Origin of the sequence: Enterococcus avium (assembly GCF_002891025.1) — a bacterium.
In the GTDB taxonomy this organism is placed as follows: Bacteria; Bacillota; Bacilli; order Lactobacillales; family Enterococcaceae; genus Enterococcus_A; species Enterococcus_A avium.
Window position 1 is genome coordinate 365978 of sequence record NZ_NBSL01000002.1, and the last position, 13783, is coordinate 379760.

At 38.1% G+C, this 13783-nt stretch carries 16 protein-coding genes; 7 read left to right on the forward strand and 9 right to left on the reverse strand.

Annotated features, from left to right (window positions below; genetic code table 11):
- Positions 1-92 precede the first annotated feature (92 nt).
- Entirely contained in the window at positions 93-599 is a 507-nt protein-coding gene (locus AUF14_RS01870; RefSeq protein WP_016180451.1) for a GNAT family N-acetyltransferase, read from the reverse strand.
- A gap of 150 nt (positions 600-749) precedes the next feature.
- Here AUF14_RS01870 and AUF14_RS01875 point away from each other — a divergent pair, with 150 nt between their 5' ends.
- Entirely contained in the window at positions 750-1175 is a 426-nt protein-coding gene (locus AUF14_RS01875; protein ID WP_016180452.1) for a hypothetical protein, read from the forward strand.
- 350 nt (positions 1176-1525) lie between these two features.
- On the opposite strand, the gene AUF14_RS22415 is transcribed toward AUF14_RS01875, so the two are convergent.
- Positions 1526-1687 (reverse strand): hypothetical protein, encoded by a 162-nt coding sequence (locus AUF14_RS22415; RefSeq protein WP_016180453.1) that lies wholly within the window; start codon positions 1685-1687, stop codon positions 1526-1528.
- Between the two features lie 34 nt (positions 1688-1721).
- Positions 1722-2741 (reverse strand): lactonase family protein, encoded by a 1020-nt coding sequence (locus AUF14_RS01880; RefSeq protein WP_016180454.1) that lies wholly within the window; start codon positions 2739-2741, stop codon positions 1722-1724.
- A 106-nt stretch (positions 2742-2847) separates the two neighbouring features.
- Here AUF14_RS01880 and AUF14_RS01885 point away from each other — a divergent pair, with 106 nt between their 5' ends.
- Positions 2848-3192: a PTS glucitol/sorbitol transporter subunit IIA gene (locus tag AUF14_RS01885; protein WP_016180455.1), complete on the forward strand. Its 345-nt coding sequence runs from the start codon at positions 2848-2850 to the stop codon at positions 3190-3192.
- A gap of 12 nt (positions 3193-3204) precedes the next feature.
- Positions 3205-4374 (forward strand): AI-2E family transporter, encoded by a 1170-nt coding sequence (locus AUF14_RS01890; protein ID WP_102865863.1) that lies wholly within the window; start codon positions 3205-3207, stop codon positions 4372-4374.
- Between the two features lie 15 nt (positions 4375-4389).
- Here AUF14_RS01890 and AUF14_RS01895 read toward each other — a convergent pair whose 3' ends face one another.
- Both AUF14_RS01895 and AUF14_RS01900 read right to left on the reverse strand, forming a co-directional pair.
- A complete protein-coding gene (locus AUF14_RS01895; protein ID WP_016180457.1) occupies positions 4390-5010 on the reverse strand; it encodes an FMN-dependent NADH-azoreductase in 621 nt (206 codons plus the stop codon).
- Between the two features lie 99 nt (positions 5011-5109).
- Positions 5110-5418, reverse strand: a complete 309-nt coding sequence (locus tag AUF14_RS01900; RefSeq protein ID WP_016180458.1) for a rhodanese-like domain-containing protein — start codon at positions 5416-5418, stop codon at positions 5110-5112.
- A 303-nt stretch (positions 5419-5721) separates the two neighbouring features.
- Here AUF14_RS01900 and AUF14_RS01905 point away from each other — a divergent pair, with 303 nt between their 5' ends.
- The 3 genes from AUF14_RS01905 to manA all read left to right on the forward strand — a co-directional run bounded on the left by AUF14_RS01905 (position 5722) and on the right by manA (position 8765).
- A complete protein-coding gene (locus tag AUF14_RS01905; protein WP_016180459.1) occupies positions 5722-6543 on the forward strand; it encodes a VOC family protein in 822 nt (273 codons plus the stop codon).
- 148 nt (positions 6544-6691) lie between these two features.
- Positions 6692-7723, forward strand: a complete 1032-nt coding sequence (locus AUF14_RS01910; RefSeq protein WP_016180460.1) for a serine hydrolase domain-containing protein — start codon at positions 6692-6694, stop codon at positions 7721-7723.
- Between the two features lie 91 nt (positions 7724-7814).
- Positions 7815-8765 carry a mannose-6-phosphate isomerase, class I gene (gene manA, locus AUF14_RS01915; RefSeq protein WP_016180461.1) on the forward strand — a complete coding sequence of 317 codons (951 nt, stop codon included), beginning with the start codon at positions 7815-7817 and terminating at the stop codon, positions 8763-8765.
- A 65-nt stretch (positions 8766-8830) separates the two neighbouring features.
- Here manA and AUF14_RS01920 read toward each other — a convergent pair whose 3' ends face one another.
- From AUF14_RS01920 to AUF14_RS01935, 4 genes are all read right to left on the reverse strand, one after another.
- Positions 8831-9517, reverse strand: coding sequence for a type 1 glutamine amidotransferase (locus AUF14_RS01920; protein ID WP_016180462.1), 687 nt, complete (start codon positions 9515-9517; stop codon positions 8831-8833).
- Positions 9510-10862 (reverse strand): Mur ligase family protein, encoded by a 1353-nt coding sequence (locus AUF14_RS01925; RefSeq protein ID WP_016180463.1) that lies wholly within the window; start codon positions 10860-10862, stop codon positions 9510-9512. The genes AUF14_RS01920 and AUF14_RS01925 overlap by 8 nt, the downstream gene beginning before the upstream one ends.
- Before the next feature lie 119 nt (positions 10863-10981).
- On the reverse strand, positions 10982-12379 hold the full coding sequence (locus AUF14_RS01930; RefSeq protein WP_016180464.1) for a TrkH family potassium uptake protein: 1398 nt from the start codon (positions 12377-12379) through the stop codon (positions 10982-10984).
- A gap of 117 nt (positions 12380-12496) precedes the next feature.
- Complete coding sequence (locus tag AUF14_RS01935; RefSeq protein WP_016180465.1) at positions 12497-13228, reverse strand: SDR family oxidoreductase; 732 nt, start codon at positions 13226-13228, stop codon at positions 12497-12499.
- Positions 13229-13310: 82 nt separating this feature from the next.
- Between AUF14_RS01935 and AUF14_RS01940 the strand changes: the two genes are divergently transcribed.
- Positions 13311-13769 carry a MerR family transcriptional regulator gene (locus tag AUF14_RS01940; RefSeq protein WP_016180466.1) on the forward strand — a complete coding sequence of 153 codons (459 nt, stop codon included), beginning with the start codon at positions 13311-13313 and terminating at the stop codon, positions 13767-13769.
- Positions 13770-13783: the final 14 nt, after the last annotated feature.

Sequence of the window (13783 nt, forward strand, 5' to 3'; positions counted from 1 at the left end):
TAGAAAATCGCCTTCGATTTTCCACCAACACAAAATATTATAGAACCATAAAAACTCGCATGAAGGCATTAATGTTGCTTCATGCGAGTTTTCTATTTGATCAAAGAATACATCTGCATATCTAGTAATACACCATTTTTTATTGCATTTTTTCTCAAGGTACCTTCCAATTGAAACCCATTTTTCTCCAACAAATGACAAGATGCATGATTAGTTGAAAAAGGTTCCGCAAAAATTCGAATGATATCAGTATCGCTAAAAAGGTGGTCTGTGAGTTGTTTGATTGCTTTTGTACCGATTCCTTGGCCCCAATACTCTTCAGCAATGTAATAGCCCATCTCAGCAGTTAGACGATGGATGTTCTCACAACGAAAAGCACCTATACTTCCAATTACTTCATCTTTGTCATTCACGATTGCAAAGGCAAAGGTTTTGTTCGGATCAGCTTCCAGCATGCTTTGAATAAAATCTGCGGCGTCTTGCTCAGTATAAGGGTAAGGCAGACCGTCTCGCAGATTTGCTTGAATTTTTTTATTGTTTAGCGCATTCGCTAAATTTTTAGCATCCTGATTGCGCCATTTCCTTATGATCCAGTCCATAGTTGTTTTCCCCCTATAAAACGTATTTCTTTTAAGGTATCATCAAATAAATAATAAATGAAGCAATTTTTAATATTTTCTGAGCTACTTTGCATATTGTGCAAAAATCGGTAAAATGAAAGTATTAAAAAAGAAAGTAGGAATAAATGAATGCGACCTAATACAGGGTTTTATGCTAGAGAAATCAACGAAATCGTTCAAAATACGGAAAAAATGGGTGAGCGTTTGCACCCAAGCTATGAAGAGATTCGTACTGCTTTAGATGAAAAGAAAATGGCTGATTTTGACCAAGAACGTTTATCAGAAATCCATGAACTTTTTAAAGAGGGAACACAGTTTTATCAATTGAATTTAGAAAAAATCGGTATGTTAAAGGCACCAGCAAAAGTAATGGGAAACCATAAAAGCTTTGAAAAGGCGTATATTCAATATGTAGCTGGCTGTCAAGAAATGACGGATAGTTTGTTACCGGAAGTAAATGAGGAAGCCTTCAATGCAGCTGAAAAAAAACAGGACGCTGCAACGGATACAATCTACAAAACGATTCAAAAAATAACCAATCTGTTATTGAAATAGTAAACAAGTGAAATATCAAAAAGAACAAAGGTTTTCTAATTTTTTTATAACGTTATTTTAAATACAGATGAAGAAGGATCGAGTATTATTAGTTCATAACCAATAACAACCTTTTCTTTTTCATTGCATTTAGGTAATACTCCTTTAGCACCGATTTGCCGATCGGTGCTTCTTTTTTTGAATTTTTACTTTAGTAGCGTAGCAAATTAAAATGATTTCGAAACTATTTTAAAATTTTATGATAGAAGAAATCTTTCTATAATTATGAATTACGTTTCTATCGCTGATTAGCAAAATATCAAAAGAGCTGGCTATCGAGTGAAATACTCAGTAGTCAGCTCTCATTTTGTTTAATTTTCGATATTTCGTACATAATTTTCGAAGTAATCATTCAAATCATTTTTAATTTTTTGATATTCTTCTTCGGTATATTCTTTTTCTTCTAAGCGTCCTTTAAAATTTGGCAAATCCAAATCTTTTTTCAATCGTTCAATAACTTCCTCTTTATTCATAAGTACTACCTCCATAGTAGAGTCTTGCTGTCTACTAATCAAAGTAGACACAAACAGCTTCCGGTGCAAAGACGTCCTTTTGAATCATACTTAGAAGACCAGTCTCGCTATCACGGCGATAAAGGGTTAAGTTGTCACTGTTTTGGTTTGCTGCGACTACATATGAATTATCAGGACTCAATGCAAAGTCTCTTGGGAAATCTCCCTCGGTTGAAATGGTTTGGATCGAATCAATGCTTAAGCCATCTTCAGCGATTGCGAAAACAGCAATTGAGTTGTGTCCGCGATTTGACGCATACAGATAACGCCCATCATTTGATACACGAATCGCTGCACCGCCATTTTCACCATCAAAATCCTTTGGTAAAGTAGAGACTTTCTGTGTTTGAGTGAAGCTGCCATCTGCTTCGTCATACGTTAGAACGGTAACGCTGCTGTCCAGCTCGCCAAATAGATACGCAATCATTTTATTAGGATGAAAAACCAAATGACGAGGACCGGTCCCCGGTTCTGCTACATAGACTGCTACTTCTTCGACCTCACCAGCTTCTGAAACATCATAGGTGTAGACGCGATCGGTGCCAAGATCACATACAACGAGGCGTTGATCAGGTGCAAGATCAGTATAGTGAGTATGAGCGTGATCCTGATTTTTATGTGGACCTGTTGGTTCTTTATGAAAAAGGGCAGCTGCGGATTCAAGAGAACCATCCGGCAGAATTTTATAGGTATTCAGCTCCCCTTTATGATAGTTGGCGCCGTAAACAAGTTGACGTGCTTCATCGACAGCTACGTAACATGGTGAAGCGCCTTCTTCTGTCACCGCATTCAAAAATTTGTTTTGTGGATCGTAACTGGACATCCCGCCGTGACCATCTCTACTTGTGACTGAGTAAAGAAAGCCCTCTTTGCTTTTTGCGAAGTAGGTAGGGCTGGTTTCTTCTGTTACTAATTGTAAATTGTTTAACGTTTCAGTCGCTGTATCTAATTCGATCTGATAAATACCTTGACTGATGCGTCGTGTGTACGTACCTAAAATTATTTTGTGGATCATTAAAAAACCTCCTTCAATGTATCTACATTTTAACAAGTTTATTCTCACTTGGATAGCGCTAACTTTGTGATATAATTGAAAAATAAATGTGAAAAGAGCGTGACCTATGACTGAAACAGAAATTACTCAAATTGGAAAAAATGCGATTAACGATGAAAATATCTTGGTGCTTTTTGGTGAAAGTGTTACACCAGACTTATTAGATGTTTCGATTGTTCAAAAAACTATTAATGATGAACCAATTGTATTAGAAAAAGGTGGACAATTGATCTTTGGGGATCAGGCTTATCAGGTAATTGGGGTAGGACCTTTAGCCAATCAAAATTTAAATGAAATTGGACATGCGACAGTTTTCTTTCAGAAAGAAGCTGGAGTGATTCCAAATGCGATCTATGTTGTTCCAGAAAAGCTTCCAGACTTGGAAGTAGGGATGAAAATTACCTTTCAGTAGGGGTGTGAGTGAGTGGATAAAAAGAAATTAACGCAAAAAACCTCTTGGTTTTGGAAATGGTTTTTAAACAGCCAGGTAGTTGTAGCATTGATCATTGTATTGCTGCTGTTGTTGATCGCGTTAGTCTTTACAAAAGTATCCTATTTGTTTGAGCCGGTGGGTCAATTCTTTGCGATCGTCGGCCTTCCAATGGTAATCGCAGGTATTCTCTATTATTTGATGAATCCTGTGGTCAATTTTCTGGAGCGTAAAGGACTGAAGCGGACTTTTGCGATTGTACTGCTTTTCATCGCGGTAGTTGCCTTACTTATTTGGGGAATTGTAGTGATTATTCCGCAGATTAGAGAGCAGATCGGTTCAATGATGAAAAGTCTACCTAGCTACTTTGACACAATAAGTGATAAATTAAATGATATTTTTAAGGACCCTGCCTTCAAGCCGTTTCAACAACACATTGATAATAGTCTGCAGAAAATCTTAGAGTCATTAACGGATACTGCGCAAAAGATTTCACGAGTTACACTGCAAGGATTAGGAAGTGTTGTTTCTACGCTAGCTACAGTGTTGATCGCGTTGATTACAGCGCCGATCATTTTATTCTTTTTGTTAAAGGATAGCGATCAATTAGCGCCTTACATTCTTAAGCTTTTGCCGACAAAAGCACGAAAGCCGACACTTAAGGTCATGACTGAAATGAACTCGCAGTTAGCTTCATATATTCGTGGGCAGTTAACGGTAGCTTTTGCGGTAGCCGTCATGTTTATTATTGGCTTTTCTTTAGTAGGAATGAATTATGCGATTACTTTAGGTATTTTAGCTGGATTTTTAAATTTGATTCCTTATTTAGGCTCCTTCTTAGCAATGGTGCCAGTGGTCTTCATTGCTATTGTCACTGGGCCAATCATGCTCGTAAAAGTCATTATCGTTTTTGCGATCGAACAAACAATTGAAGGGCGTATTGTCTCACCTTTAGTATTGGGGAATCAATTGGAAATCCATCCTGTCACAATCATGTTTGTATTGTTGACGGCTGGGAAAATCTTTGGAATCGTTGGAGTTATATTAGGAATTCCATTTTATGCGGTGGCGAAAGTTATTGCAATCCATGTATTTGAGTGGTACAAAGGGGTATCGAACTTGTACGAAGACGAAGCGAAAGAAAAAATGCCTGTCGACGAATAATCGACAGGCATTTTTTTAAAATTGTGCAGCCAATGATTTGGCTTTTTCTTTTGCCGCAGCCATAATCTCAGGTGCTCTTGCTGGATCATAATCCGCACCTTCAATGTAAATAGAATCAAAATCAGTGATACCAATAAAATTCAAAATTCCCTTAACATATTGTGCTGAGAAATCTTGACCGTTATATGTACCGCCACTTGATTGTATGTGAAGAGCTTTTTTATCTGTAATCAATCCAGTTGGACCTTCTGCTGTATATCTGAAGGTTTTACCTGCGACGTTGATTGTGTCGAACCAAGCTTTTAACTTCGTTGGAATATTCAAATTCCATAAAGCATTGGCGATGACGATTTTTTCACTAGCTAAAAATTGATCAGTAAATTCATTGAAAACGCGCACCTTTTCTTGCTGAACACTACTCAATTCTGTAAAATCAGTTCCCTTTTGTAACGATTTCCAAGCTAATAGTAAGTCGCCATCAATCTCAGGGAGATCTGTATAATACAAATCTAACATGGTGAATACATCTTCTGGATGACTGGCTTGATGTGCTTCAATAAAAGTATCCAGAATAGTGACAGTTTGTGAGTCTTCTGCGGATAACGGGTGAGCATTCACTACTAGAACATTTGCCAAAACTAACACTCCTTAAATTTAATTACAAACGAATCGTACACAAAATATCCAAAGCAGACAATTTATCTGCTTGGAAGCTTTGGTTAAAATTAGATTTTGTTAACTCGCAAGATATTGTTTATATGCAGTGGTACCGCCAATCACATTTGCGACTTGGAAGCCTTCGTTTCTTAAAAATTGCGCCATCGTTTTTGAACGACCGCCGAATTGAGTAAATAGGTAATACGTTTTACTTCTGTCAAGTTGGTCCAAACGATTTGGCAATTGTGTCAACGGGATATGAGTTACGTTTGATCCTTCGGGTAAATCAAAGGAGTCAATAAAGTCAGGGTCTCTCAAGTCTAAAACTTCCACGGGTTCTTTAGCAGCAAGTAGCATAAATTCTTTTGTTGTTACCGAATAATTCATTTTTTCAACAGCCTTTTCTTTCTTAATAGTGATTACAACGTTAATGTATTTATCGTCTAATTACAAGTGTTATCATAGACATTTTACTTGAAATTGACAAAAAGTAAAGCTAACATTCAAAAAAATTTCAAAACTAGAAAAAGTTGACAAGTTTTTTTCATGGATTTAGTGAAAATATCATTTTTTTGTTATTGGATAAGTTTTTTTTGAGTTGGAAAATAATTGCAGAATTTTTTAGGGAAGATATTACTTGCGTGAATCAGAAGGCATCGTTAGAATAGTAGTGACGGAGGGAAGAGAATAATGGAAAATTTTCATTTAGGGAAACTTAGTTTGAAAACAATTGCTATTCGTGTACGTGATCGTGATGGCATGATTCATTTTTATCGCGATATCATCGGACTGCACTTGCTGCGTGAAGAAAACGAATTGGCGATTCTTGGATACAAAGATCCGGCTAGCGAATTACTTTGGCTGGAGGAAAGTCCGCGAGCAGATGAGCATCGCGGAGAGATCAAAAAAATGCAACGGGTCTCATTAGTAGTACCCAATTTAGAGGAGTTAGCAAACGTTTATTACCGTGCCAAAGAAGAAAATTATCCTGTTAAATCTGCTTTACAAGCTGATGATGAAAAAGGGCTGCTTTTTGAAGACCCAGAAGGAAATGAAATCGAAATTTTCTTTGCTCCTAGTAAAGAACGTTCCACCTCAGAACCAGTTGAATTAGATTTTAATGAATTAGCAAAAAAAGCAACTAAGCGTGAAAAAATCCACGGAGCTTATTTTGATAAGCTTCATCTAAATGTCAGTGATCTGAATAAACAGCAAAGCTTTTTAGCAGATATTCTAGGGTTGCAAGTTCACGATGAAAGTGAAGAAGAATTGTTGTTGAATCGTGGAGATTTTAACGTAGGGTTAACGACTGCAAACGGTGGTGCAATTGATTTACCTACCGATAAAGTACTCGGCTTGGACTTTTTGCAATTTAAAGTTTCGAAAACGAAACTGTTGGAGTTGTCTCAACATCTCAGCAATAAGCAGTTCAATTACTTCATTGATAAAAAGAAATCCTTGATTACGATTTATGATGCAGCCGGAATTGAATGGTGGTTCGTATTGAAGTAAAGATAATGAAGTCGCGAGAAATCGCGGCTTTTTTGATTTTACCTCTAAATTTTTCCTTTGAGTAAATCGTATTTTAAAAAATGTTCAGAAGTCTTGATTAATCATTTTGTGCTATACTCTTTTAGAATTATTACTTACGGAGGTTGTTATGTACCCTGAAACGTTTCAATTAATTGAAGAAAAAATGCAAAAAGCTGTTTTTCCAGGAGCAGTTCTTAGCTTTGTCGAAAATGAGGAAACTGAAGTTCAAGTTATGGGAAATGCACAAGTGGAACCAACAATTATTTCTATGCAGGAAGATTACCTTTTTGATGTGGCGTCCTTAACGAAAGTGGTCTGCACGACAACTGTTATGTTGAAATTAAAGGAAGCAGGCAAGGTTACGTGGGATCAATCTCTTCACAGCTTATTGCCGGAATTTCAAAATGAAACGATTACGTTGCGTCATTTATTGACTCATACATCAGATATTCAAACCTATATTCCAAATCGAGATCAGTTAAATGCTGAAGAATTACGGACTGCGTATTTAAGCCTACAACCGGGAGAAGATCTGGGGAAAGTCGTTAAATATACTGATGCAGGAACAATTTTGTTGGGATTTCTGCTTGAAAAACTATATCAAAAAGATGTAATTGATGTCTTTAGGCAGGAAGTCCTACAGCCTCTTAGTATGTCCAATAGTCATTTTTTACTGCAGCCGCCATATGATAAGGTTGTTCCCACTGAAAAATTGGTAGATGGAACGATTTTAAAAGGCCTTACTCATGATCCAAAAGCCCGAGTATTAGCAGAGCATGCTGGCAATGCAGGTCTGTTTTCGAATATGAAAGATTTAAGTAAATTTGCAAAAATGTATTTGAATCTTGGGGTTGTTAGCGATATGATTTATTTGCAGGATAAGACAATTCAAGAATTGCTTCATGATCAAACACCAACAGGAAAAGGAGAACGTTCGATTGGCTGGGATTTAAAATTCAGCCCGTTAGATCACACTCCATTACTTTTCCACACTGGGTACACTGGAACATTCATGCTATTGGATGTCGTCAAAAAATCAGCATTCATCTTTTTGTCGAATCGCGTTCACACGGAAGATCATCGTGCTAGTTATGTGGTTCACCGTGATGAGATTTTGGCCTGCTATCTGAGCGAACGTATGGAACGATTAAAAAAATAGTACAGGCGATTGCTTTTATTAACTTGAAATGATTATCTTTTCGCAGCTTGCTTAGAGCGAAATAAAAAAATTGAAAAAAGGAGCAAGAAGTATGGAACCATTATTTTTACAACCAGTTTTTCAAGAAAAAATTTGGGGCGGAGATCAGCTGCATACGGTTTTCGGATTTGATATCCCTAACGACAAAATTGGAGAAGATTGGGCAATCAGCGGACATCCACATGGCGTTAGCATCGTAGAAAATGGCCCTTACAAGGGTTGGAAGGTCAGCGATCTATGGAATGAGCATCGTGAATTATTTGGTAAAGCAGAAGGTGATGTATTTCCATTGTTAACTAAAATTTTAGATGCCGAAGACGATTTATCAGTTCAAGTTCATCCAGACGACAGCTATGGTTTGAAACATGAAGGAGAGTTAGGAAAAACAGAATGCTGGTACATCATTAATGCCAAACCCGGTTCAGAGATTGTTTATGGACATAATGCGAAATCTCGTGAAGAACTGGCAGAAATGATTGAAAACGAACGTTGGGATGATTTATTGCGTCGTGTACCTGTAAAAAAAGGCGATTTCTTCTATGTACCAAGTGGTACGATCCATGCCATCGGTAAAGGCATCATGATTTTAGAGACACAACAAAGTTCAGATACAACGTACCGCGTTTATGACTATGATCGTAAAGATGATCAAGGCAACACACGTGAACTGCACATCCAACAATCAATTGATGTAACCACTGTACCGGCGATCAGTCCCGAGTTAGAAGTTACTGAAAAGAAAAAGGGAACATCTTCTGTGATCACGTACTTGAAGACAGATTTTTTCAATGTTTACGAATGGGATGTTATTGGTGAGCTTTCACTTAAAAAAGAAGGCGATTATACGTTGGTGACAGTCGTAGAAGGATATGGTAATTTGATCGTTGATGGCCAAAGCTATGAAATGAAGCCTGGTACAAGTTGCATTTTACCAGCACAAATAACCGAGTGGAAAGTCGAAGGCGAAATGAAAATCATCGCTTCCACTCCAGGAACAAAATAGTAAATGTCTCATTTTTTCATATACAAAAAATGCTCATCCGACTAACGCGGATGAGCATTTTTATTTTATGGTAATTCTGGCAGATCAACATCTTCCCCGTACTTATTTTTTAAAGCGGTATGAAGTAAGCGCACAGCCAATGATTTGTTACGAGCTAAGATCGGACCGTGGAAGTATGAGCCATAAACATTTTTGTAAATGACGCCTTCACCTTGGTCTTCGCCATTATTCCCATTACCCTTAACGATCGTACCAAGAGGTCGTTCACCTTCACCTAAGAAAGTACGGCCATTGTGATTTTCAAAGCCATAGTAGGTTTCACCAAATTCTTCGTTATGGATCTCGATATCCCCGATGAAACGATGGTTGTCTTGGCTTAGGGTATAATGATCCAATGCACCGATACCATCGATTTTTTCTCCATTTGCACCAATATAGTAGTGGCCCAGTAACTGATAGCCGCCACAGATTGAAAGAATGACCCCGTTGTTTTCGATGTACTTAATCAAGTCTTCTTTTTTATCTTGAATATCTTTTGATACGATTACTTGTTCATAATCTTGCCCGCCACCGATAAAGACAAAATCGTATTTATCTGGATCGAATTCTTGATAGATGCTGACGATCTCTGAATGAATCTCGATGTCCATTTGTTTGGCATAATAATTCAAGGTTAAGAGATTGCCGTTGTCGCCATAGGTATTCAATAAATTTCCGTATAAATGCGCTAAGTTCAACTCGTATTTAGCCACGATCCATACCTCCGTCAATGTAGCCTTTTTGTGCTAATTCTTTGCGTAGCTGTAAAACGGCTGTGTAGGTCGCTAGGATATACACATGCTCCGTCGGCAATAGTTTGATCTTTTCAATCACGTCCGTCAAATCTGCCGTCTCAATCAGCTTGTCTTCAGGGATCCCTGCGACTTTCAGACGAAGGGCCATGTCTTCGTGGCGATCTCCACCTGCGATCACTGCCGGGATGTCCATCTCAGCAAAAGCTTCATGATTGCCATCCCAGATCCAGCTGATGTCGATACCATCTGCATAATTGGCATTTAATAGAGAAACCAATGAAAATGGATAGGGAGCTAAACCAATCATGTCGATGACTTGATTTAAGCCGACCGGATTTTTTACTAAAACCAGCGTGCATTTTTTACCATCGATTACAAATTCTTCTTGGCGTCCAAAGACTTTTTCATCATAGCCAAGTCCGCGTTTGATCTTGTCTTTAGAAACGCCATAGTATTCTGCTACAGCAGTTGCGGCAAGGGCATTGTATACATTGTACATACCGCCGACTTCGATCTTGTAATCTTGCCCATCAATTACAAATTCTGAAGATTTATTATCCATTTCTTTCATCTCCGTTAATTTGTAATCTAATTCTGGGCGGTGGAAGCCGCAGTTTGGACAATAGTATTTTCCCAGATTGGCATAGGTAATCATTTTGTACTTTAAGATGTGCTGGCATTTCGGACAAAGCAAGCCGTCCGTATTGTAATGGGCATCTTGGTCTTTGTCAGGTAAATGATCGAAACCGTAGTATTTTCTTGGATTGACTGTTTCCAACGAATTAAAGATTGGTGAATCACCGTTACACAATATCGGGGCGCTTGGTGATTTAGCTGCGCCGTCCACGATCAATTTGTAGGTCGTATAGATTTCACCGTAACGGTCCATCTGGTCGCGGAAGATATTCGTAAATAGAAATAGCTCTGGTTTGATGTATTCTGTGACTTTGCTTAAGCTGGCCTCATCGATTTCAAGAACTGCAATTTTTTTGCCGCCTTTTTTTCCTTTGGCGTTTAAAAAAGTTGATACGATTCCCTGGACCATGTTGGCACCTGTTGGATTCGTTAATACATAATCAAATTCTTGTTTCAAAATATTAACGGTCAAGGCGGTAGTCAAGGTTTTTCCGTTGGTTCCCGTCACTACAACCACTTTATAATCTTTTACTAATGTATCTAAAATTTTCGGATCCATCTTTAATGCAAGCTGACCAGGATAACTGGATCCACCTTTAAAGAACGTTTTTAATACCCATTGGGCAGTCTTTCCGGCAGAAATAGCCACTTGACTTCGTAACCCCATTACACATCCTCCATGTCTGTAACAAATTTAATTCATCTTATCATATTTAAAAAAAAAGTTTAAATAGGTTTTCCTATTCTTAATTTTTCCATAGAAAAAGCTAGGGCAAAGTTTTGCTCCTAGCCAATAATAATCTTTTCTTCCGGAAATTCATAGCCTAAGTCCTGTGTTTCTTTTGGAACAAAGAGCATCAGGGTATACAGCATACCGACACGTCCGATAAACATCAAAACAGCGATCATGATTTTTCCGGTATTTGAAAGGTCATCAGTGATTCCTAAAGAAAGTCCAGTCGTTCCAAAAGCAGAGGTAACCTCGACAATAATGGAGATTAGCGAATGATCTTCAGTTGCAGTTAAAAAGAGAATACTAAACAAACACATTCCAGCAGAAAGCATGAAGACGACCACCGATTTTCGCACATCCTCTTGGGCGATTTTCCGACCAAAAATATTGATGTCATTTTCATTTTTCAAGAATGAGTACAAATATAGACCGATGATTGCGATCGTTGTTGTACGTATCCCGCCGCCGACAGAACTTGGAGAGCAACCAATGAACATCAATAATGAGAAAATAATCAAGGTTGTATTTTGAAATAGATTCAAATCATGAATTTGCAATCCGGCATTGCGAGTTGTCATAGAATAGAAGGACGAATTTAACCACTGATCAAACAGATTCATGTGAGCGAAGTTGTGGTCTTTTTCTAAAAGCCAAATAGCTACTGTACCGCCAATAAAAAGTACGAAGAAAGCCAATAGGGCAATTTTCGAAAAGAGACTAAAGCGAAAGGGCAGCCGTGATTTAGATTTTTTATGGTAAATCCAGCCATGAAAATCCATTAAAACGGGGAATCCGATTCCACCAATAAAGATCAGGACCATGATTGTCACGATGAAGAAAACATCATGAGAAAAAGGGATGATCGATTCACCAGTTACGTCAAAACCAGAGTTCGTCACTGCAGAGATCGCTTGATAAAATCCGAAAAAAACGGCTTCAGAGATTTTATGGTAATAGCCTGCTAAATAGAAATAAATTGAAAAGATAGTTCCGAAAAGAACTTCGATCGCCAGTAGCATAGTGAAGGTAATTCGGATCAAATTAACGATTCCGCTAAGGCGCGGCTGATTCATATCGGTCATGATTAGTTGTCGCTGTTTTAACGTGATCCGACGTTTGGACACGATAAAAAAGAAGGTAGTAATCATCATGATTCCTAAACCACCAATATGGAATAACACCTCGAGCATCAAAACACCAGCATCATTAAAGACTGAATTGATATCAAAGGTGGTTAAACCAGTCACTGAAATGGTCGAAATGGCCATAAATATCATATCAAGAAAGGGTACGTGTGAACCTGGTTCACGAAAAATTGGTAAATGAAACAAGATCAAAGAAAGAATGGTCATCGCTAAATAGTAGAAGACGATGATTTGAATCGAAGAAAATCGATTATTAAGCTTTTGCCAGCTTTTTTTGAGAAAACTTACTCGGCGATCAAAATTCATAGAAGACTCCTTCAATCAACAGTGGGAATTTTTTACAATAGAGATAGTATAGCATGCTTCCGTGAAAAAAACTCCCACCGTTTTGGTAGGAGTAGAGGAGATAAAGGTTGTGTTTGATTAGTTGTCTTGCGCAGTCGCTGCAATGTCGATTTCACGAATCGTAACTTCCTGTGGCATGTCATAGATAAATTTAACTGTCTCAGCAACATGAACTGGATCAAGTGTAATGCCGCCCATGCTTTCTTTCCATGCTTGATAATCTGTTAGGGCACCTTGATCAGTCACATGTGTAAGTAATTCTGTTTCAGCAGCGCCGGGTGCGACCAAAGAAACGCGGACATTTGAACCGGAAACTTCTTCACGAATTGTTTCGCTTAGACCGTGGGCACCAAATTTTGATGCGACATAGGCAGCATGGTTGGTAAAGGTTTTCTTACCCGCAAGAGATGACATATTGATGATTGTTCCCTGCCTACGCTCGGTCATACTAGGTAATACGATTTGCATACCGTTTAGTACCCCCATTACATTCGTGTTCATCATTGTTTGCCATTCTGCTGGATTTTGGTTCAAGACATTACCAAGTAGCATTACACCAGCATTGTTTACTAATAGATCTACTGGGCCAAAGACAGCTTCTGCTTTTTTGATGCTGGAGTCAAAGGCTTGGTAATCTGTTACGTCAACCTTTTCAATCATGACATTTTCGAAATTCAATGGTAGTGCTTCGATTTTTTCTACGCTACGTCCTAATAACAGTAACGGATTGCCAGCTTGATTAAAAAGTTTGGCGATCTCGGCACCAAACCCGGAACTCGCGCCTGTAATTACAACTAAAGATTTTTTCATATAAATTGCCTTCTTTCAAAACTATGATACACTGACTTTACTACTTGGAGTTAACTCCAGATCAAGAAGGAAGTTGAAAAAAATGAAATCTTTTTTGATTGGTGATATTTCAAAGATGTATGGTATCTCCCAAGACACTCTGAGATATTATGACAAAGCGGGCCTATTACCATTTGTTAAAAAGAATCAAGCAGGTCGCAGGGTATTTACTGAGGATGATCTTGGTTATATCGAAGTAATTGATTGTTTGAAGCGCTCTGGAATTCCTGTTAAGGAAATTGCGAAATTTATGGATTGGTGTGTAGAAGGTGATAAAACTTTGCCGCAGCGCTACGCTTTTATGGTGGAGCAAGAGGCAGTCTTAGAGAAAAAAATCCATGAATTACAGGCTCAACTTGATTTTTTACGTTGGAAAAAATGGTATTACCAAATTGCGAATGAAGCAGGAACGGAAAAAATATTTTTTAAAGAAGGTTCACGGCAAGTCGATAAGAAGTGGCATCAAAAGTATATAGAAATAACAAAGCCCGAATCTGAATAGGATTCGGGCTTTGT

What these genes read in the sequence shown, in the direction of transcription:
- AUF14_RS01870 (WP_016180451.1), bottom strand. Translation starts at nt 599, where the DNA reads ATGGACTGGATCATAAGGAAATGGCGCAATCAGGATGCTAAAAATTTA.
- AUF14_RS01875 (WP_016180452.1), top strand. Translation starts at nt 750, where the DNA reads ATGCGACCTAATACAGGGTTTTATGCTAGAGAAATCAACGAAATCGTT.
- AUF14_RS22415 (WP_016180453.1), bottom strand. Translation starts at nt 1,687, where the DNA reads ATGAATAAAGAGGAAGTTATTGAACGATTGAAAAAAGATTTGGATTTG.
- AUF14_RS01880 (WP_016180454.1), bottom strand. Translation starts at nt 2,741, where the DNA reads ATGATCCACAAAATAATTTTAGGTACGTACACACGACGCATCAGTCAA.
- AUF14_RS01885 (WP_016180455.1), top strand. Translation starts at nt 2,848, where the DNA reads ATGACTGAAACAGAAATTACTCAAATTGGAAAAAATGCGATTAACGAT.
- AUF14_RS01900 (WP_016180458.1), bottom strand. Translation starts at nt 5,418, where the DNA reads ATGAATTATTCGGTAACAACAAAAGAATTTATGCTACTTGCTGCTAAA.
- AUF14_RS01905 (WP_016180459.1), top strand. Translation starts at nt 5,722, where the DNA reads ATGGAAAATTTTCATTTAGGGAAACTTAGTTTGAAAACAATTGCTATT.
- AUF14_RS01910 (WP_016180460.1), top strand. Translation starts at nt 6,692, where the DNA reads ATGTACCCTGAAACGTTTCAATTAATTGAAGAAAAAATGCAAAAAGCT.
- manA (WP_016180461.1), top strand. Translation starts at nt 7,815, where the DNA reads ATGGAACCATTATTTTTACAACCAGTTTTTCAAGAAAAAATTTGGGGC.
- AUF14_RS01925 (WP_016180463.1), bottom strand. Translation starts at nt 10,862, where the DNA reads ATGGGGTTACGAAGTCAAGTGGCTATTTCTGCCGGAAAGACTGCCCAA.
- AUF14_RS01930 (WP_016180464.1), bottom strand. Translation starts at nt 12,379, where the DNA reads ATGAATTTTGATCGCCGAGTAAGTTTTCTCAAAAAAAGCTGGCAAAAG.
- AUF14_RS01935 (WP_016180465.1), bottom strand. Translation starts at nt 13,228, where the DNA reads ATGAAAAAATCTTTAGTTGTAATTACAGGCGCGAGTTCCGGGTTTGGT.
- AUF14_RS01940 (WP_016180466.1), top strand. Translation starts at nt 13,311, where the DNA reads ATGAAATCTTTTTTGATTGGTGATATTTCAAAGATGTATGGTATCTCC.